The 17,794-nt window shown below is 72.1% G+C and carries 20 protein-coding genes and 1 tRNA gene; 11 read left to right on the plus strand and 10 right to left on the minus strand.

Going from position 1 to position 17,794, the window contains the following annotated elements:
• Positions 1–8: 8 nt before the first annotated feature.
• The 9 genes from OIE49_RS17680 to OIE49_RS17720 all read right to left on the minus strand — a co-directional run bounded on the left by OIE49_RS17680 (position 9) and on the right by OIE49_RS17720 (position 10,328).
• Complete coding sequence (locus tag OIE49_RS17680; protein WP_159024936.1) at positions 9–461, minus strand: hypothetical protein; 453 nt, start codon at positions 459–461, stop codon at positions 9–11.
• Positions 462–564: 103 nt separating this feature from the next.
• Positions 565–2,157, minus strand: a complete 1,593-nt coding sequence (locus tag OIE49_RS17685) for an Nramp family divalent metal transporter (protein ID WP_100570413.1) — start codon at positions 2,155–2,157, stop codon at positions 565–567.
• Positions 2,158–2,648: 491 nt separating this feature from the next.
• Positions 2,649–4,022: a magnesium transporter MgtE N-terminal domain-containing protein gene (locus OIE49_RS17690; protein WP_326803167.1), complete on the minus strand. Its 1,374-nt coding sequence runs from the start codon at positions 4,020–4,022 to the stop codon at positions 2,649–2,651.
• A gap of 148 nt (positions 4,023–4,170) precedes the next feature.
• Entirely contained in the window at positions 4,171–4,668 is a 498-nt protein-coding gene (locus OIE49_RS17695) for a MarR family winged helix-turn-helix transcriptional regulator (protein WP_326803168.1), read from the minus strand.
• Between the two features lie 122 nt (positions 4,669–4,790).
• Positions 4,791–6,257: an MFS transporter gene (locus tag OIE49_RS17700; RefSeq protein WP_326803169.1), complete on the minus strand. Its 1,467-nt coding sequence runs from the start codon at positions 6,255–6,257 to the stop codon at positions 4,791–4,793.
• A 108-nt stretch (positions 6,258–6,365) separates the two neighbouring features.
• Positions 6,366–6,692: an STAS domain-containing protein gene (locus OIE49_RS17705; RefSeq protein WP_326803170.1), complete on the minus strand. Its 327-nt coding sequence runs from the start codon at positions 6,690–6,692 to the stop codon at positions 6,366–6,368.
• Positions 6,693–6,784: 92 nt separating this feature from the next.
• Positions 6,785–7,642 (minus strand): DUF2637 domain-containing protein, encoded by an 858-nt coding sequence (locus tag OIE49_RS17710; protein ID WP_326803171.1) that lies wholly within the window; start codon positions 7,640–7,642, stop codon positions 6,785–6,787.
• Positions 7,643–7,728: 86 nt separating this feature from the next.
• Positions 7,729–8,019, minus strand: coding sequence for a hypothetical protein (locus OIE49_RS17715; protein ID WP_326803172.1), 291 nt, complete (start codon positions 8,017–8,019; stop codon positions 7,729–7,731).
• 239 nt (positions 8,020–8,258) lie between these two features.
• Positions 8,259–10,328, minus strand: coding sequence for a copper resistance CopC/CopD family protein (locus OIE49_RS17720; protein WP_326803173.1), 2,070 nt, complete (start codon positions 10,326–10,328; stop codon positions 8,259–8,261).
• A gap of 195 nt (positions 10,329–10,523) precedes the next feature.
• Here OIE49_RS17720 and OIE49_RS17725 point away from each other — a divergent pair, with 195 nt between their 5' ends.
• The 4 genes from OIE49_RS17725 (at position 10,524) to OIE49_RS17740 (ending at position 13,279) form a co-directional block, all read left to right on the plus strand.
• Positions 10,524–11,198 carry an HhH-GPD-type base excision DNA repair protein gene (locus OIE49_RS17725; RefSeq protein WP_326803174.1) on the plus strand — a complete coding sequence of 225 codons (675 nt, stop codon included), beginning with the start codon at positions 10,524–10,526 and terminating at the stop codon, positions 11,196–11,198.
• 96 nt (positions 11,199–11,294) lie between these two features.
• Entirely contained in the window at positions 11,295–11,993 is a 699-nt protein-coding gene (locus OIE49_RS17730) for an HdeD family acid-resistance protein (protein ID WP_326803175.1), read from the plus strand.
• 218 nt (positions 11,994–12,211) lie between these two features.
• Positions 12,212–12,508, plus strand: coding sequence for a type II toxin-antitoxin system VapB family antitoxin (locus OIE49_RS17735; protein ID WP_004943146.1), 297 nt, complete (start codon positions 12,212–12,214; stop codon positions 12,506–12,508).
• Between the two features lie 150 nt (positions 12,509–12,658).
• On the plus strand, positions 12,659–13,279 hold the full coding sequence (locus tag OIE49_RS17740) for a LytR C-terminal domain-containing protein (RefSeq protein ID WP_326806256.1): 621 nt from the start codon (positions 12,659–12,661) through the stop codon (positions 13,277–13,279).
• 86 nt (positions 13,280–13,365) lie between these two features.
• Here the strand turns inward: OIE49_RS17740 and upp are convergent, their stop codons facing one another.
• A complete protein-coding gene (upp, locus tag OIE49_RS17745; RefSeq protein ID WP_326803176.1) occupies positions 13,366–14,001 on the minus strand; it encodes a uracil phosphoribosyltransferase in 636 nt (211 codons plus the stop codon).
• A gap of 149 nt (positions 14,002–14,150) precedes the next feature.
• Here upp and OIE49_RS17750 point away from each other — a divergent pair, with 149 nt between their 5' ends.
• From OIE49_RS17750 to OIE49_RS17780, 7 genes are all read left to right on the plus strand, one after another.
• Positions 14,151–14,387 carry a hypothetical protein gene (locus OIE49_RS17750; protein ID WP_326803178.1) on the plus strand — a complete coding sequence of 79 codons (237 nt, stop codon included), beginning with the start codon at positions 14,151–14,153 and terminating at the stop codon, positions 14,385–14,387.
• 279 nt (positions 14,388–14,666) lie between these two features.
• Complete coding sequence (locus OIE49_RS17755) at positions 14,667–15,197, plus strand: tRNA adenosine deaminase-associated protein (protein WP_326806257.1); 531 nt, start codon at positions 14,667–14,669, stop codon at positions 15,195–15,197.
• An 83-nt stretch (positions 15,198–15,280) separates the two neighbouring features.
• The gene (gene tadA / locus OIE49_RS17760; RefSeq protein ID WP_326806258.1) at positions 15,281–15,712 is read left to right on the plus strand and encodes a tRNA adenosine(34) deaminase TadA; all 432 of its coding nucleotides are present in this window, start codon (positions 15,281–15,283) and stop codon (positions 15,710–15,712) included.
• Positions 15,713–15,779: 67 nt separating this feature from the next.
• Positions 15,780–15,864, plus strand: a tRNA-Ser gene (locus OIE49_RS17765).
• 124 nt (positions 15,865–15,988) lie between these two features.
• Positions 15,989–16,165 (plus strand): hypothetical protein, encoded by a 177-nt coding sequence (locus OIE49_RS17770; RefSeq protein WP_100570438.1) that lies wholly within the window; start codon positions 15,989–15,991, stop codon positions 16,163–16,165.
• Positions 16,165–16,458, plus strand: coding sequence for a Dabb family protein (locus OIE49_RS17775; RefSeq protein ID WP_326806259.1), 294 nt, complete (start codon positions 16,165–16,167; stop codon positions 16,456–16,458). Before OIE49_RS17770 ends, OIE49_RS17775 begins: the two co-directional genes overlap by 1 nt.
• 195 nt (positions 16,459–16,653) lie before the next feature.
• Positions 16,654–17,598 (plus strand): RNA polymerase sigma factor SigF, encoded by a 945-nt coding sequence (locus OIE49_RS17780; protein ID WP_442812348.1) that lies wholly within the window; start codon positions 16,654–16,656, stop codon positions 17,596–17,598.
• The last annotated feature ends 196 nt before the right edge of the window (positions 17,599–17,794 follow it).

The raw sequence follows: 17,794 nt of genomic DNA on the forward strand, positions 1-17,794 counted from the left end.
GAACTCAGTCAGGGCTGGTCGCTTTCGCGTGCCTTCGTGGCGCGGTTCTCCTGTGCCGACAACTCGCGGCGTCTGGCTTCGGCGGCCTCGGTGATCAGGTGGGCCGCGTCGGCGGGGAGGGCCAGGTTCTTCTCCAGCCATACGGCGTCCGTGCCCTGGGTGTGCGTGGCAAGGACCCAGGCGGCGTAGAGGCGTTCGCGGGACGGGGCGGCCGGGGTCCCCAGGGTGGCGCGGACCGCCTCCTCGGGGAAGCCGTCCAGGGTGTGGGCGGTGAACCATGACGTGTCGACCGGCTCGGCGGGCCGGCGGGCCCGTGGGTTCCTGAACAACGGACGGGAACGGCCCCGCCGCATCCTCGTACCCACGATGAGGGCGACCAGCGCAGCGCCCAGCACGGCCGCCGCCACGCCCATGCGGTCGGCGGCGGGGAGCCTCGTCCACACCGGCAGCAGGTATGCCACCACACGATCTCCTTGGTGCGGGTGGGGCGGGATCACATCAGGCCTCCCTCACCTCTCCATCGTCGCCCCGCGTCCGGTGCTCGGCCAGGCCCCCGATCCCGGCTCAGCCGATCTGGACGGCCTTGACCACCAGCAGCAGCGCGGCGATCACCAGGTAGCCGCGCAGCAGGCCCATGCCGAGTCTGAGTCCGGGGGACCAGACGACCGGCTCCAGCAGGGCGAGGGGAGGCATGCGCCAGCTCTCGCGTTCCGAGCGGGGGATCCGCGGAGGCGGAGGCAGTTCCGGGCCCCGGCGGGCGCGGATGACACGCAGTCCCACGGCCGCGCCAAGCAGCCCCACGACCAGCACACCGGTGAGCCACAGCGCGATCCGGGTGGTGTCCAGCGACGGGAACAGGGTCGTCGCGACGAGGATCCCGGACAGCATCAGGAGCACCGCGATGACGGTCGACGCCACCATGTTGAGCCAGCGCGGATTGACCCAGGGGCCGAGGACCGCCCGGTCGTTGCACAGCAGCAGCAGGAACACCGACGCGGAGGGCAGGAGCAGGCCCGCCAGGGCCTGAACGGCGGTCGTGATCAGCCCGAGGGGCGCACCGGGGATCAGCACGATGGCGGCGGCGAGCAGGACCATCCCGGCGTAGGTCCCGTAGAACGCCTTGGCCTCGCGGAAGCTGCGGTGCAGGGAGTGGCGCAGGTTGAACACGTCACCGAAGGCGTAGCTGGTGGCCAGGGTGACCGCCGCGGCGCCGATGATCGACGCGTCCAGGAGCACGACCGCGAACATCACTCCCAGCACACGGCTGTGCCCGCCCAGGGCCTCGGCGACCCCCAGCGCGTCGGTGAAGTGCCCGGCCGCGCCCGTACCGCTCACGGCGTAGTCGGCGACGACGACGATCGCGACGGCGCCGCCGATCACGACGAGGGAGCCCAGCACGGTGTCCGCGCGCTCATGGCCGACGAACCGCGGTGTGATGCGCTTGTCGATGATGTTGGACTGCTGGAAGAACAACTGCCAGGGAGCGACGGTCGTACCGACGATCGCGATGATCAGCAGGACGGCCTCCGAGGTGACCCCGCCCCGCACGCCCGGGACGACCAGATGGTGCACGGCCGCTCCGTAGCGCGGGTGGGACAGCAGCGCCAGTGGCACCAGCAGCAGGCTGACGGCGATGAAGGCGAACATCGCGCGTTCCCAGCTCCGGAAGCTGCCCGAGGCGGTGATCGCCACCAGGGCGACGGCGGCGACCGGCACGGCGATGTACTTGTCCACGCCGAGGTAGCTCAGGGCGAGCGAGACACCGATGAACTCGGTGACGATCGTCAGGAAGTTCAGCACGAACAGGTCGCCGACGCTGAACCAGCCCCAGAACCTGCCGAAGCGCTCGTTGATCAGCCGGGCGTGCCCGACACCGGTGACGGCGCCGAGCCGGACCACCATCTCCTGGTTGACGATGAGGACGGGGATGAGCAACAGGAGCACCCACAGCAGGCTGTAGCCGTAGTTCTGGCCCGCCTGGGCGTACGTGGAGATCCCGCCGGCGTCGTTGTCGCCCACCATCACGATCAGGCCGGGGCCGACGATGGCCAGGAAGGTCAGCAGCCGCCGCTTGAGACTCCGGCTGGAGTCCGCCTCCTCCAGCCGGATACGTCCCAGCGCGCCCTCGATGTCACCGAGGTGGGCCTCGTCCAGCACCGCCGTGCGGCGGGGGCGGGGGCCCGCCGGTGGTGTGGGGCTCTGGTCACGGGGGGCGCCGTCGCGTGCCGGCGTGGCGGCGTGCCCCCGGGCGCCGGGACCGACCGGTGGGACCGGTGGCCTGTCCGGGGCTGCGGGGTGTGCATTGGCGCCGTGCGCCTGTGGGCGCGGATCGGGTGTGGGTCCGCCCCCGGCCGGGGGCGGACCGGGCTTGGTGGGCGAGTCGGGGTGCGGGCCGGGCTCGTGGGGCGCGTCGGGCGGTGGGCTGCCGGATTTCGGCGCGTCCGGGGGCAGGCTGCCGGACTTCGGCGCGTCCGGCCGCGAGCCCGAAGTACGCGGACGGTTCTCCGGACGCGCGCCGGGCCGGGGCATACGGTCCTCCGAGCGTCCGCCCGACTCGGGCGGACCGTCCTCCGGGCGGGCGCCGGGCGGCGGTTGCTGCGGCGGGCGCCGGGCGGGCTGCCGGTCGGGCCGGGGCTGCCGGGGTTCCCTCATGGTGAGGGCTCCTCACGCCCATCCGGTCCCCCGGCGCCGCCGGCACCAGTGGCGCCAGGGATGCTTCCGGCCTCAACGGTCCGATGCGCGTCCGGTGGCGGGGCCACTTCCCGGCGCCGCCAGTCCTCCGGCAGTGTCGCCTCCAGTACGTCGTCGACCGTGATCACACCGAGCAGGACTCCTTCGTCGTCCACGACCGGCAGGGTGATGAGGTTGTAGTCCGTCATCAGCAGGGCGACGTCCACCAGGTCCGTGTCCGGGCCGACGCGCACGGGATCGGCCTCGCTCACCTCGGCCAGCCGGAGCCCGGGGTCGCTCTGCAGGATGGTGACCAGCCGGACCCAGCCGAGCAGCCGGCCGTCCTCGTCGACGGTGTAGACGCTGGTCAGCGCCTCCGGTTGGAGCCGGTTCGCACGCCTTACCGCCGCCTCGGCCTCGCTCACGGGCGTATCCGGGGGCAGGGCCAGGAAGTCCATCCCCATCAGTCCTCCGGCACTGGCGGGGTTGAAGCCCATCAGGGTCAGCACCTTGGCCCGCTGTCCGGCGGGCAGCAGGTCCAGCACGGGTCGCCGGCGGCCCTGTCGCAGATCGTCGATGGCGTCGGCCGCGTCGTCCGCCCGCATCCGCGCCAGGACGGCGGCGATCTCCTCGTCGGTGCGGGCGTTGAGCAGCCGGGAGGCCCGGTCCTCCTCCAGTTCCTCGAAGACGTCGGCCTCCAGCTCCGGATCCTGCCGGACGTCGCCGAGGATCTCGCGTTCCTCGTCCCGGGAGGCGTCTTCGAGCAGGTCGGCGATCTCCGCGGGCCGCAGGCGCCGGATCCGGGCCGTGGGACGGCGGACCAGCGCGCTGCGGCTGTGCCCGATCAGCGGCTCGAACGCCTTCCAGTCACGGCACGCGTGCCCCGTCGCACGGTCCCCGAAGATCCCGAGCAGTCGGTGCGGGCGGTGCGTGTCCACGCCCGACAGCAGCCACTGGCCGTCGCGCTCGGCCAGTTCCAGGTCCTGCGCGCGGACCAGGCGGGCCTCGCCCACGTCGATCAGCCGGTGGCCCAGTACGTCCGCCCGCAGCAGTACCTCACCCTCGCGCCGCCCGAACGGCCGCAGGTCGAGCCGTGCGCTCTCGAGTTCCACCAGGCCCTCGGCGTCGAGAGCGGCCACCTGTTCGACCGGGACGAACAGCTCACGGCCGCCCACGCCGACCACGAGCCCGGTCACCACCGGGTAGTCGGCGCCGCGCAGCCGGACGATCACGTCGGAGAGCCGCCCGAGCGACCGGTCGCCCGGGTCCACCACGGGGCGCTTCACCAGCGACGACAGATGAACGGGCGCCTGCTTCCGGTGTGCCGCCGGCCGCGGCGAAGACGAACTCACGGTCATCGCTCTGCCCTGCCCGAACGTCGGCTGCCCCCGCGACCAACGGTATTGAATCACCGCAAACACACGCAAACGCCCCGCCGACGGCAAGGTGGTGTGTCGATCGGCGTCTCGAACGGTCCCTCGAACGATGTCTCGAACGACGTCAGGAGCCGTCGTCCAACCGGCCCAGCTGTTCGGCGAGTTGGAAGAGGGCCGGCAAGGCGGTGGCGATGGCGGAGCGGGTCGTGTCGTCCAGGGAGGCCAGGGCGGCGTCCATCCGGCGTTCGTGGGCGGTGGTCCACGCGGTGAGCTGGTCGCGGCCGGCGTCGGTGAGGGTGACGACGGAGGCACGGCGGTCGGCGGAGTCGACCTCGCGCGCGACCAGGCCCGTCGTGATCATCTGGCCGATCAGTCCGCTGACGGTGCTCGGTGCGAGCCGCTGGCGGGCCGCGAGGTCGCTGATCCGGGCGGGCGAGTGCTCGCCGAGCACCTGGAGCAGTTCGACCTGGGCCATGGGCAGCTTCTCCCACGGATAGTCGGTGCGGATCGAGGCCCGCAGGGCGCGGCGCAGGCGGGTGACAGCCTCGGTCAGCAGACGGGCGTCCGGCGCCTCGGCGGCGGGGCCGGGCAGGGGAAGCTCGGAACGGGGCTGCGCGGACATGCGGCAAGGGTAGCCGGGTCCACGCGGGCGCCCTCCTGCTCGCGGCGGCACCGCCTTGTCCGCCGGTTCACGCGGGATGTTCACTGTCTCACGCACGCGGTTCACCGGTCTCACTCGCCTCCTCACGCCCCGAGTTCCGGCTGGGACCGCCCGTGGTCGCCCCGCTCGGGACCCAGCCGGGCCGAGACCACGGCGACGGCCGACACCGCCACCAGGATCGCCGCGGACCACCGGGCGCCGGCCTCGGTTCCGCCGCCGGCCGCGAGGTGCAGGGCGAGGGTCACCAGCGCCACCCCCAGGGCGGTGCCCAGGCCGCGGGTCATGTTGACCAGACCGCCGCCGGTGCCGGAGGAACGGGCCGGGATCGCGCCCATGATCAGCGCGTTGTTGGCCGGGGTGAACGTCCCCAGCCCCACGCCGACCAGGGCCAGCAGCGGCACCAGCCAGGCGATGGTCAGCGGAACGGCCAGAAGCGCGGCCGTGGTGAGGAGGAACACTCCGGCTCCGGTCAGGCACCGGCCACGGTCGCTGAGGGAGCGCGGCAGCAGCCGGTCACCGCCCGTGGCACCGAGGGCGAACCCGGCGGGCAGCGCGGTCAGCACCAGCCCCGCGGTCAGCTCCGAGGCCCCCCGCGTGGTCAGCACGACCGGCACCAGCACCAGCGGGCCGAACAGCACCAGGTATCCGCTGAGCGCCCCGACCAGCCCGAACGTCACCGCGCGCACCCGTAGCAGCGCGAGGTCGAGCAGGGGCGCGGCGATCCGCCGCTGACGGCGGGCGAACCCCCAGCCGGCCAGGGCGGCCACGCCGAACAGCAGGACCACGCTCCAGCCGGGCACCGGCAGACCGGAGGCCGCGGACACGCCGAGCAGAGCACAGGTCGTCGCCACGGCCAGCAGCGCCAGTCCGGCCCAGTCGAAGCGGGCCACCCTCGTACGGGCCCTGGTGCGCGGCAGCAGATAGTGCCCGCTCACCAGCGCGACCACCCCGACCGGCACGTTCACCCAGAACACCCAGCGCCAGCCCAGGGTGGACACCAGCGCCCCGCCCACCGTGGGCCCCAGGGCGAGCCCCAGCGCCTGTGCGGCGGCCTGCACGCCGAGCGCGCTGCGCATCCGCCCGCGGGGTGCGCTGGTGGTCACCAGCGCGACGCTGTTGGCCTGCATCAACGCCGCTCCGGCCGCCTGCACCACCCGGAAGCCCACCAGCGCCACCAGGGAGGGCGCCAGTCCGCAGGCGGCGGACGCCAGTGTGAAGACGGCGAACCCGTACAGGTACAGCAGCTTGCGGCCGTGGGCGTCCGCCAGCCGCCCGGCCGGCACCAGCAGCGCCACCAGGGCCAGCAGATACGCCAGCGACACCCATTCCACCGCGGCGAGCGAGGTGTGGAACTCGGTACGCAGGCTGCCGTAGGTCAGCGTCACGATGCTCGCGTCCAGCTGGCCCATGAACGCCCCGAAGCACACCGTGGCCACAGCCAGCCGCCAGGCGTTCGGCCGCGACCGGATCCCCTCCGGGCGGGCCCGCTCCGCGGTGAGCACGGCGGGCCAGCGCGGGCGGGGCGGGGTGTGCGTCGTATCCGGAGCCATGACTTCAGATTACATCGGTCACCGAACTATTCTGGCTCCGTCCGATCAGGCCCCTCCCACGACGGCACCCCTTCGGCCTCATGAGTCCGCTTGACCTCATGAGCCTCCTCAGTCCTCCATCACCGCGACCGCGTCGAACCCCGCCTGGCGCAGGGTCCGGTGCACGGCGCGCCGGGCTCCGCGAATGGTGACCGCGGTCGCCGGCCACCGCGTGGCGGCCCGCAGCAGGGCGTAGGCGCAGGCGAGGTCGAGGTGGGTGGCCCCGCTCATGTCCACGACCCACTCGTCGGTCTCGCTCAGCTGCGGTGCCGCGAGTCGTTCCTCCAGCGGCCGCAGGGCGTGGGCACCGATGTCCCCGGTGAGGACCAGCTCGGCCCGCCGGTCGTCGGTCGCCCTGATCATCAAGGGCGACGCCGGGAGATGCGCTGCTGCCATGGCGGCCCTCCTTCGCGTGCGCCACACTCCGTCCACCTCCATGGTGAACCCGGCGCCAGGTCCGTGGGGCCCGGCGCCGGGGAACGTCCGGCTCAGAACCTCTTGCCCGCCGTGCCTCCGGCCGGTCGCGCCGGTCGTGCCGTCGTCGCGGTGCGGCGGGTGTCACGGACGCGGGCGGCGGACGTGGACATGGGCGGGGTCTCGGGGTGCGGAGTGCGGGGCTGACGGTGGCGGGGCGTGGCCCGCCGGGGCGGGCGGGTCAGGGTGACCTGACGTACGAGCTGCTGGAAGCAGGCCAGGGAGGCCAGGCCCGGCAGGGCCGCGGCGGCGATGTCGACGATCGTCCTGGGCGCCTGCAACACGCACAGGAGCATGGCGATGGACGAGAAGATCAGCACCACGCCCCAGGAGTGGACGGCGCGGCGCCGGTGCAGCGCGGACCGCAGCACGGACAGCGAGGCGACCAGCCAGGGACCGTAGACGAGCAGGGGCCACCAGGAGGCGATGCCGCCCTCCATACGGGCCACGGCCACGACGCGGAGGGGATCGTAGGCAACCATTCCGCCGAAGAAGCTCACCGAGGAAGCGATCACCGCGGTCAGCGCGGCGATGACATGACTGGCGGTCCGCAGGACGTCCGGACGCTTGCGTTCCCGGATCTTTCGATGGCGCCGGGCGACCCCCTTCAGGGGAGGCAGTTCCTCCGTGATCGCCTGGAGGTTCTCCAGGGGCGTGTTCGGGGCGGGCTCGGCGACCGGCGCCTCGTCGAGGGTGACGGGGACATCAGGGATGCCGGGGATGTCCGGCCGGTGCTCCTCCATGGCGTCCTGGAGCATGAAGGCCAGTTCCTCGGCCGGGTCCCAGGTCGCGTCCGGCGGCTCCAGGGGAGAGGTGAAGAACTCCGCCGGACCCCGGTGCCGCCCGGTGCCCGCCCCCTGGTATCCGCCCACATGGCCGGGATAGCCCGAAAAGCCCGAATAATCTGTCGAATGGCCGGAACGGCGATCGATACGTTCGTCGTACATTACGCGGCCGGTTATTCCGCTCCCGGGAAACGGGACCGGCCCACCGATCCGAGCCAGCGGCGGGCGAGGTCGGCTTCCAGCGTGCTCATCGCGTCCAGGAAATCCCGCAGCAGGGGTTCCGTCACCTTGAGGGCGACGGGGAAACCGCCTCTGGTCAAGGTCCCGTTGACGGTGGCCGACGAGTGCACCGGAGCGGGGAGGTAGGTGTAGGGGCCCAGCGCCACCGCGTGCGCGGCGACCGGGTCCTCTCGCTCCTGACCCCCGAACAGACCCCAGTACCCTTCCCTGGTTGCCTTAGTCATATCTCGACTAACGCCGTCCGACTTTCCCCGGATGCGCGGCAAATGGGTGAAGGAATTCCCTGATTAGCTCTATATGTGCGATCGGATGTCTCATCCGTACAAATGAAGAGACGGACATGGGGCCGTGAGCCGCCGTTCGGCGTGCGGCACGTCGACAGTACGTCCCTCCGGACGCATGTCACGGGTACCGACCCGCCGCGTTCCGCACGGGCGACGCGCCGGCCTGCGTCCCTCGGCCGCTAGCGCGGGATGTGGACCTTCCGTTCCTCGCTCGCCTGGTCGATCTCCGACACCCGTACCGTCGCCTTCATGGTCCAGGTGCCGGGGATCGGGAGATTGAGGGTGTCGGTGCCCCAGTAGCCGCCCCTGTTGGTCAGCGCGGCGTCGATGGGACCGATGTTCCGTGCGGGCAGGGACAGGGACAGGCGCAGTTCGGGGACGGTGGTCAGACCGCCGTCCGGACCGTAGACGACGGCCTCCACCGCGTTCTGGCCGACGCGGCCCGGTTCCAGGGTGATCTGCACCTTGCCGTGACCGCCGGGGGTGCCGACGTCGAACGGGATGATCGTGACGGAGGCGCCCGGGACCCCGGCCACGGGCGCGGCCTGCGCCGCCTCGGCGGCCGCGCGGCCCGGCAGGGTGCCGGCCAGCACCGTGGTGAAGACCAGGACCGCGATGCCCACGGCGACCTCGGCCAGCACCGAGCGGCGCAGGGCACGGCGGCAGACGTCGGGGGCGGACACGGATGTCTTCGTACCGGAGTCCTCCGCCGGTGCCTTCCCGTCGGACGCGGCCGGGTCCGTGTCCGAGGTGTCTGCCGTCACCAGCCGTGCCGTCCAGCGCCGGGAGCGGGCCGCCACGGCCAGCAGCAGCGCCACCACCACGAGTTTGACCAGCAGCAGCCGGCCGTACTCCGTGCCGGTGAGCGTGGTCCAGGAACCGAGGCCGCGCCAGGACTGGTAGACGCCGGTGACCACGAGGACGACGACGGCGCCGAAGGCGATCCGGGAGAAGCGCACCACCGCGGCGGTCAGCGCGGGACCGTCGACGGAAGGCGCCGAGGCACCGGCCGCCGTCCGGCCAACCGCACCGGCCGCCGCGCGAGCCGGACCGTCGACCGGAGCGGCCGAGGTCGCGGCGCCGTCCGAGGCCCCCGTGGCCGCAGTGCCCTCCAGGGCCGCGACCGTCGTACGGCCGCCGCTGTCCTCGGCAGACACCGTGACCGCCGCCTTCGCCTTCGGCTCCGGGTCGCCGTCCGAAGAAGCCAGGGGCGCTTTCCGGCGCGTGGCCGGTGACGCGGCGCGTCCTGTCTCCGGCTCGTCCGGTGTGGCGTGCTGAAGGGTGGTCAGGAGGGCTGTCAGGCCGCCCAGCCAGACCGCCATCGCCAGCAGGTGCAGCACCGACGACGTCATCGCCACCGGAACCTGGATGCCGGCCGAGGCGTGCTCGGACCCCGCCCACGTCAGCGCCAGGGCGAGGGCCAGCGCGGCACCCGCCGCCAGGTTCGCACGCGAGGGCTTCTCCTCCGGCGGGCGCCGGGACAGCCGTACGAGAAGGAGTGCCGCCGGTGCGAGCAGGGCCAGGCGGGTCAGCAGCACCAGGCCGGGGCGGCCGGTCAGGGTGCGGGCGAAGGCCGCGGGGTCGAAGGCCGACGCCGGACCGGTCCCGGTCTCGTAGGGCGCCCGCAGCACCAGCAGGGCGAGCGTGGAGGCCAGCAGCGCCCACCAGCCCGCCACCAGCGGCTTGCGCAGCGGGCCCGTGTGCGGCGGGCGGCACAGCAGTGCGAAGGCCGCCGTGCCGATCAGCAGGGCGGCGGCGCCGTAGGAGGTGTAACGCGCGAGATCGTAGAGGCCGCGGGTGGTGGGGTTCTCGGCCGGGCCGGTGTCGATCGCGGCCATCGTCGGGGACGGCTTTCCCACGGAGAAGGTGAAGGCGCCGGAGACGGGGTGGCTGTCCGCCGACACCACCCGCCACGCCAGGGTGAACGTGCCTTCGCCGAGCCCCTCGGGGAACGCCACCCGGGCCGTGTCCGGACGCCCCGGCGCGTGCTGCGGCTCGCCCGTAGGCACCCGCCGCCCCTCGGGGTCGAAGAGACGGAAGGAGTCGTCGAGCAGGCTGACGGACTCGGTGAAGGACAGAGTGACCGTGCCGGGCGCCGACTTGAGGACGGTTCCGTCGGCGGGGTCCGCGCCCCGCAGTGCGGCGTGCGCCGAGGCGGGTGAGGCGCCACCGAGGAGGAGCAGGACCAGTACCGCGCCGAGCAGCGTCAGCTTCCCAAGTCGCCGCCGCCGTACGCGTCCACGGCGCACAGCGCCGTCCCGACCTTCGCCCCGCCGTCCGGTCACGTCACTTCTCCGTCTTGGCACTCGCCGGCTTCTGGATGGGTACGGACGAAGGCGGCGTTCTGCTCACCGAGTCTTGCCCACCGGGGATCCTCTGAGTCCTCCGGGGTTCTCCGGGGTCCTCCGGCTGCGTCCCGCCGTCCGGCGGGCGACCATCGGGACATGGACGTCACCCTTCACCTCGCCCAGGACCCCGAGGCCGACGCGCTCCTCGGCCGCAGTCCGCTCGCCGCCCTGGTCGGCATGCTGCTTGACCAGCAGATCCCGATGGAGTGGGCGTTCACCGGGCCGGCGACGATCGCCAGGCGCATGGGCACCGACGACCTGGACGCCCACGAGATCGTGGCCTTCGAGCCGGAGACCTTCGCCCGGCTCCTGTCGGACAAACCGGCCGTGCACCGCTACCCGGCGTCGATGGCCAAGCGGATCCAGCAGCTGTGCCAGTACCTCGTCGAGCACTACGACGGCGACCCCGAGGCCATCTGGCGGGACGTCGACAGCGGGCGGGAGCTGCTGCGACGGCTGGAGGAGCTGCCCGGGTTCGGCAAGCAGAAGGCGCAGATCTTCCTGGCACTGCTCGGCAAGCAGCTCGGTGTGCGGCCCACGGGGTGGCGGGAGGCGGCGGGAGCGTACGGCGAGCCGGACTCCCACCGGTCCGTCGCCGACATCACCGGGCCCGATTCGCTGGCCAGAGTGCGGGCGCACAAGCAGGAACTGAAGGCGGCGGCCAAAGCGGCCAAATCAGCCACCACGGCCAAGACAGCCATGACGGCCAAGACGGCCGGCACCGGCAGGTCGAGCAGGGCGGGCAAGGGGACGAAGTCCTCCGGGAAGTGACCGGGTGGCAGTACGCCCCGGGCGGGCCCCGCGGCGGACGTCAGCCGACCGGCCGGTCCCAAGTGGCGGTGGAAGCGCCCGTTCGCAGCATGGACCATGACCGAGCCACCGAGCAGCGGCCCCGCAGGCGCGGGGTACGACGATCGTCGCGTCCACGCCACGCGTGACCCTCGGGACGTGCGGACATCGCCGCCCTCGCCGCCCTCGCCGCCCTCGCAGTACGAACCGCCGCTGGAAGGACCCCTGCACCTGCTGTCCCACGCCGCCTGGCAGGCGGTCCTCGCCACCGGTGCGGCGGCGCTGATCCTCGGCATCCTGGTACTGCTCTGGCCGGGCGCCTCCCTGCTGGCCGCCGGCGTCCTCTTCGGGATCTACCTGCTGGTCAGCGGCGTGCTCCAGCTGGTCTCCGCGTTCGGCACCCACAAGACGACCTCGTTGCGCGTGCTGGCCTTCATCAGCGGCACCCTGTCGATCCTGCTGGGCCTGCTGTGCTTCCGCGGCGCCACGCAGTCGATCCTGCTGCTCGCGCTGTGGATCGGCATCGGCTGGCTGATCCGCGGCATCACCCTGACGATCGCCGCCGTCCACGACCGCGGCGCGCCCGCGCGCGGCTGGCAGATCTTCCTCGGCGTGCTCACCTTGCTCGCCGGGATCGTGCTGATCGACTCTCCGCTGGCGTCGGCCGCGGTGCTCATCGTGCTCGGCGGGTGGTGGCTGGTGGTGGTCGGCGTCTTCGAGATCGTCACCGCCTTCCGCATCCGCGGGCACGCCGAGCACGTCCCCCGTACCGCGTGAGCCGTTGTCCACAGCCTGTGCACAACTGTCCAACGGCCGGGACTCCCGCACCGCGCAGCCCTGGCATGATCTCCGCCGTCGCTCATCGCCAGCATCGCTGGCATCGCCGGCAGCTCCGTCCCCCGTTCCCGGTTCGCCCGGTTTTGCCGCGGCATTTCCAGCGCCGTACTCCGGTGGCCGGGCTGCGCCCGGAAGGTCTGGGCCGGTAGGCTCTCCGTGTGATCTTCAAGCGCATCGGAAACGGCCGGCCGTACCCCGACCACGGCCGGGAGAGCACCCGGCAGTGGGCGGACGTCGCGCCGCGCCCGGTCCGCCTCGATCAGCTCGTGACCACCAAGCAGCAGCTCGACCTGGAGACCCTCCTCGCCGAGGACTCGACGTTCTACGGCGACCTCTTCGCGCACGTCGTGAAGTGGCAGGGCGACCTGTACCTGGAGGACGGCCTCCACCGCGCCGTGCGGGCGGCGCTCCAGCAGCGCCAGGTGCTGCACGCGCGCGTGCTGGAGCTGGACTGAGCCTCCAGGCTTCGGGCCACCCTCCGGACCGCCGTTCGACGACGGTTTGGACCTTTTGGGTTCAGCTGAGCGGTCACCAATGATCATCTAGTAGGAATCACCGCTCACGCGCACTACGCTGCGCCCATGAGCATGCTGACTCCCCCCGGCATGGGCGGGAAGTACCGGATCACGGGGAACAGATACCCGCGGATGCGCAAGCCCCGGCGGCGCGGCAGGCTCGCGTTCCTCGCCGCCGCCTCCGTCGCGGTGCTGGGCGTGATCGGCTGGGGCACGTGGCAGCTCATCGACGTCTTCACCGGCGGCAGCAAGGCCTCGGCGGCCAGCAGCGACTGCTCGACCAAGGCATCGCCCACAGCGAGCCCGTCGCCGACGAACGCGGCCCGGGCGCTGCCCAAGCCGGGCCAGATCACGGTCAACGTCCTGAACGCCACGCCCCGCAGCGGCCTGGCCAAGCAGACCGCGGACGAGCTGAAGAGGCGCGGCTTCCGCATCGGTCAGGTGGGCAACGCGAGCGAGGCGTTCGACAAGAAGGTCAAGGGCGCCGGACTGCTCCTCGGCCCGGCGTCCTCGCTGAACACCTCGCTGCCCGTCCTCGCCACGCAGCTCGCCGGGGCGGAGAGCCGCACCGACACCCGCAAGGGCACCGACGTGGACCTGATCATCGGCACCGGCTTCAAGGCGCTGACCCGGTCGGCGGCCGCCGACGAGGCCCTGACCGCCCTGACCGCCCCGCAGCCGGAGGCGACCACTCCGAAGAGCGCCTGCTGAGGTTCCGCGGCCGCCCGGTGGCGGGCGGTTGCCCGCGGGGCGGCCACAGGTGCTCCGGCTGAGGGACGTCGGACGGTGAGCCGGGGCTACTCGGCGGCGCCGTACATCCGGTCGCCCGCGTCTCCGAGGCCCGGGACGATGTAGCCGTGCTCGTTGAGGTGTTCGTCGACCGAGGCCGTCACCACGGTCACCGGGGTGCCCGCCAGGTCGCGTTCCATGACGGCGACGCCCTCGGGGGCGGCCAGCAGGACGACCGCGGTCACGTCGTCGGCGCCGCGCTTGATCAGTTCCTGGATGGCCGCGACCAGCGTGCCGCCGGTGGCGAGCATCGGGTCGAGGACGTAGACCTGACGGCCGGAGAGGTCCTCCGGCATGCGCGTGGCGTACGTCGAGGCCTGGAGCGTCTCCTCGTTGCGGATCATGCCCAGGAAGCCCACCTCGGCGGTCGGCAGCAGCCGCACCATGCCGTCCAGCATGCCGAGGCCGGCCCGCAGGATCGGCACCACCAGGGGCCGCGGGTGGGAGAGCTTGACGCCGGTGGTCTGGGCGACCGGCGTGTTGATGTCGACCTGTTCGGTGCGCACGTCGCGGGTCGCCTCGTAGGCGAGCAGGGTGACCAGTTCGTCGGCGAGCCGCCGGAAGGTCGGGGAGTCGGTGCGGCGGTCGCGCAGCGTGGTGAGCTTGTGAGCGACCAGCGGGTGGTCGACGACGTGGAGACGCATGGGCCAAGAGTAATCGGGCCCCGATCCGGCCCGCCCGCCCGCTGCCCCATGGGGTGCGGCCCGGACCGCGCCCCGCCACCGTGCTCCGGCGTGGCATCAAACCCGCCGTCGGGGGGAAAGTGGGAGTGACGGACTGGGGTGGTGAGCCGATGCCTGAGCGGGAACGGGAACCTGGCAAGGACCCGTCGCGGCGCGCGCGGCGGGAGACGGCGGACCTCCCGGAGACGGCCGGCGCGGTGGATGCCGACGCCGAACGGCGCCGCCGCCGGGCCCGGTTCCTGCGCGACCTCGCCGAGGCGCGGGCCCTGCGCGACCGCGTCCAGCCCCGCCGCGCCAGGACCGCCCGGCTGCGGCACGCCATGCGCATGCGCACGTTCCGCTGGTAGGACGCCACCTGCACCCGCACGGACCCTCCGACGGTGGGTGTGCGTGGCCGCCGGGGGAAAGCCGCGTACGATCCGCTGGTGGCGGCAACGTGCGCGCTGGTGAGTCCTTTACCGGTGTGCGGTCAAAACTGCTGGACACAGGGAGCCGAAGACGTCCCCTGAAGGCCTTGTTTCTGCCACGATTCCGAGTGGGTGGGGCTCGGAGCCCAGCTCCCCCGCCCACAACCTCCGCCGGGGGGACCCCCAACCGGCACGCCTATGACCAGTGGGAGAGTCACGGTGTACTTCGCCGCACTGCTCGCGCGCACCGAAGACGGGTGGGAAGCGAGCGACACAGAGCTCGACGATGTGGAGACGCTGGCCGACCTGGCCGAGCTGGCCCGGGAAGCCTCGACCGACGACGACACGGTGCTCGTCCTGATCGAGCAGGAGGACGCGTGGTTCGGCGTGGTCCGCGTGGAGGGCGAGGACGACCCTCGCATCTACGTCTCGGACGCCGCCGCCGCCGCCCGCAGCTCGTACGGCGAGATCCTGCTCACCGACGAACTGCTCGGCCGGGAACCCGGCGACGACGGCCCCGACCTGGACTCCCTCGACCTCGACGGCACGGAGGAGGGTGAACCGGCCTCCGCCGAGGACGAGGAGGAGCCGTCGGGCGAGGCCATCACGCACGGCCCGCTGGGCGACGGCGGAATCCTCGCCGATCTCGGCGTCGGCCCGAAGGAGCTGCGCACCCTGGACCCGGACGACGCCCTGAACGCCATCGCCGAGGCCCTGGGCGCCTCGGAGGTCCTGGAGACCGTCCGCTGACCGGGCCGGACGCGCTGCGGACGAACGGGACTCCGGACCCGGCCGAGGTCCCCGACCCCGTGCGGGACCCCTGGCGGGCCGCGATGCGGCTCGCGCTGGACGAGGCCGGGCGGGCCCTCCCCGGTGGGGACGTGCCCGTCGGCGCGGTCCTGCTGGCCGGCGACGGCACGACCGTGCTCGGCATCGGCCACAACGAGCGGGAGGCCACCGGCGACCCGACCGCCCACGCGGAGGTGCTCGCCATCCGGCGGGCCGCCGCGAGGACCGGGCAGTGGCGGCTGGCGGGCTGCACGCTGGTGGTCACGCTGGAGCCGTGCACGATGTGCGCCGGAGCCCTCGTGCTGTCCCGGGTGGACCGGGTGGTCTACGGCGCCCGCGACGAGAAGGCCGGCGCCGCCGGCTCCCTGTGGGACGTCGTACGGGACCGGCGGCTCAACCACCGGCCCGAGGTGATCGAGGGCGTGCTCGCCGAGGAGTGCGCCGCGCTGCTGACCGACTTCTTCCGCGGCCGCTGACCCCGGCCGCCGGGAGGGACGGAAACGGATTTCGGGCCACGGCCCGGTGTGCTGTAAGGTCTCCCTCGGTAGCGTGTCCGAGCGGCCGAAGGAGCTCGCCTCGAAAGCGAGTGTGGCGCAAGTCACCGAGGGTTCAAATCCCTCCGCTACCGCTTCAGAAGGGCCCCGTCCGACAGGACGGGGCCCTTTGTGCGATCATCTACAGCGCTCGGCCCGGACAGTACCGACTACCAGGCAACTCGGCGACCGGGAAGTCACCGACAGGGGGAGGCCACGATGGCGATGAACGCCAAGAGGATCGTCGTCTATGTGGTCGTGGTCTTCGTGCTGTACGTGATCATCACGGACCCGAGGGGGGCTGCGGGCTACGTCGAGATAGGGTTCGAGGGCATATCGGACGCCGCCAAGGCCATAGGCGAATTCATGACGTGGGCCGCCAACGGAGGAAAATGATGATCCGCCACCTGGTCCTCTTCAAGCTGAACGAAGGCGTGGAGCGGGACGACCCGCGCGTCGTCACCGGGGCCGAGGCCTTCCGCGCCCTCGGCGGGCAGATCGAGGACCTGCGCTTCTGGGAGTGCGGCTGGAACGTCAGCGACCGGCCCATCGCATACGACTTCGCGATCAACTCGGCGGTCGAGGACCCGGACGCGCTGCGCCGGTATCTGGAGCACCCGGCCCATCAGGCGGGCGTGGCCCAGTGGCACGAGTTCGCCACGTGGGTGATCGCCGACTACGAGTTCTGACGGCCCGTACCTTCTCAGCCTTACGGCCGTACGGCTGCATGCTCGGCCCCGCATCGGAACGGTGTGGGGCTTTTCGACGCCTTATGCCCTATTTCATCCCTCAACACGTGCATATGCGGTGCTTGAACACGATGCACCTGTCTTGTGATGCTATGACCGCTTTTGACGGATGAGTTGATCGACGAAGAGGTGGCGTTGACCGTGTCGGCCAAGACTGCGCCGCCCCAGGATCCTGTCTCGGCCCCGGCCCCGGCCGCCCCGACTCCGGCCACCCCGGCCACCCCGGCCCCGACCGCGGCCACGAACCCGACTGCGACGCCCACTCCCGCCTCCACTCCCGCTTCGGATTCGGCTCCGGCTCCGGCTCCCGAGAAGCGGCGCGGCGCCGACACCCGCGCCCTCACGCAGGTGCTCTTCACCCAGTTGAAGGAGCTCGAACCCGGTACGTCCGAGCACTCCCGCGTGCGCGGGGCGCTCATCGAGGCGAACCTGCCGCTCGTGCGCTACGCGGCAGCCCGCTTCCGCTCCCGCAACGAGCCGATGGAGGACGTCGTCCAGGTCGGCACCATCGGGCTCATCAACGCCATCGACCGCTTCGACCCGGACCGGGGCGTGCAGTTCCCGACCTTCGCGATGCCGACGGTCGTCGGCGAGATCAAGCGCTACTTCCGGGACAACGTCCGCACGGTCCATGTCCCGCGCCGGCTGCACGAGTTGTGGGTGCAGGTGAACAGCGCGACCGAGGACCTGACGACCGCCTTCGGCCGCACCCCCTCGACCGCCGAGATCGCCGAGCGGCTGCGCATCACCGAGGAGGAGGTGCTGTCCTGCATCGAGGCCGGACGCTCGTACCACGCGACCTCCCTGGAGGCGGCGCAGGAGGGCGACGGGCTGCCCGGGCTGCTCGACCGGCTCGGCTACGAGGACCCGGCCCTGGACGGCGTCGAGCACCGCGACCTCGTCCGCCATCTCCTCGTCCAGCTTCCCGAACGGGAACAGCGGATCCTCCTGCTGCGCTACTACAGCAATCTGACCCAGTCGCAGATCAGTGCGGAGCTCGGCGTCTCCCAGATGCACGTGTCCCGGCTACTCGCCCGTAGCTTCCAGCGATTGCGATCCGCAAACAGGATCGAGGCGTAACCGGCACGAGCGAATCACCCATCAGGGCGGTTCCCGACATCTTCGGGCAGATAAGCCGTCAGACCCCTTCTTTCCAGGGCCGATTCAGTTCTGACTTGTCGACAAGTCCCTACAGCGCGTTGCCGACATGTGACATTCTGCGGGAAGCGCGTTTGCCGAGGCTTCGGCTCCGGTATTCAGGTGAGGGCTGCGTTCT

Source organism: Streptomyces sp. NBC_01788, from assembly GCF_035917575.1.
In the GTDB taxonomy this organism is placed as follows: Bacteria; Actinomycetota; Actinomycetes; order Streptomycetales; family Streptomycetaceae; genus Streptomyces.

Bases quoted from the DNA above. Each gene is read 5' to 3' on its own strand.
- OIE49_RS17695 (WP_326803168.1), bottom strand. From the start codon at position 4,668: ATGTCCGCGCAGCCCCGTTCCGAGCTTCCCCTGCCCGGCCCCGCCGCC.
- OIE49_RS17700 (WP_326803169.1), bottom strand. From the start codon at position 6,257: ATGGCTCCGGATACGACGCACACCCCGCCCCGCCCGCGCTGGCCCGCC.
- OIE49_RS17705 (WP_326803170.1), bottom strand. From the start codon at position 6,692: ATGGCAGCAGCGCATCTCCCGGCGTCGCCCTTGATGATCAGGGCGACC.
- OIE49_RS17715 (WP_326803172.1), bottom strand. From the start codon at position 8,019: ATGACTAAGGCAACCAGGGAAGGGTACTGGGGTCTGTTCGGGGGTCAG.
- OIE49_RS17725 (WP_326803174.1), top strand. From the start codon at position 10,524: ATGGACGTCACCCTTCACCTCGCCCAGGACCCCGAGGCCGACGCGCTC.
- OIE49_RS17730 (WP_326803175.1), top strand. From the start codon at position 11,295: ATGACCGAGCCACCGAGCAGCGGCCCCGCAGGCGCGGGGTACGACGAT.
- OIE49_RS17740 (WP_326806256.1), top strand. From the start codon at position 12,659: ATGGGCGGGAAGTACCGGATCACGGGGAACAGATACCCGCGGATGCGC.
- upp (WP_326803176.1), bottom strand. From the start codon at position 14,001: ATGCGTCTCCACGTCGTCGACCACCCGCTGGTCGCTCACAAGCTCACC.
- OIE49_RS17750 (WP_326803178.1), top strand. From the start codon at position 14,151: ATGCCTGAGCGGGAACGGGAACCTGGCAAGGACCCGTCGCGGCGCGCG.
- tadA (WP_326806258.1), top strand. From the start codon at position 15,281: ATGCGGCTCGCGCTGGACGAGGCCGGGCGGGCCCTCCCCGGTGGGGAC.
- OIE49_RS17770 (WP_100570438.1), top strand. From the start codon at position 15,989: ATGGCGATGAACGCCAAGAGGATCGTCGTCTATGTGGTCGTGGTCTTC.
- OIE49_RS17775 (WP_326806259.1), top strand. From the start codon at position 16,165: ATGATCCGCCACCTGGTCCTCTTCAAGCTGAACGAAGGCGTGGAGCGG.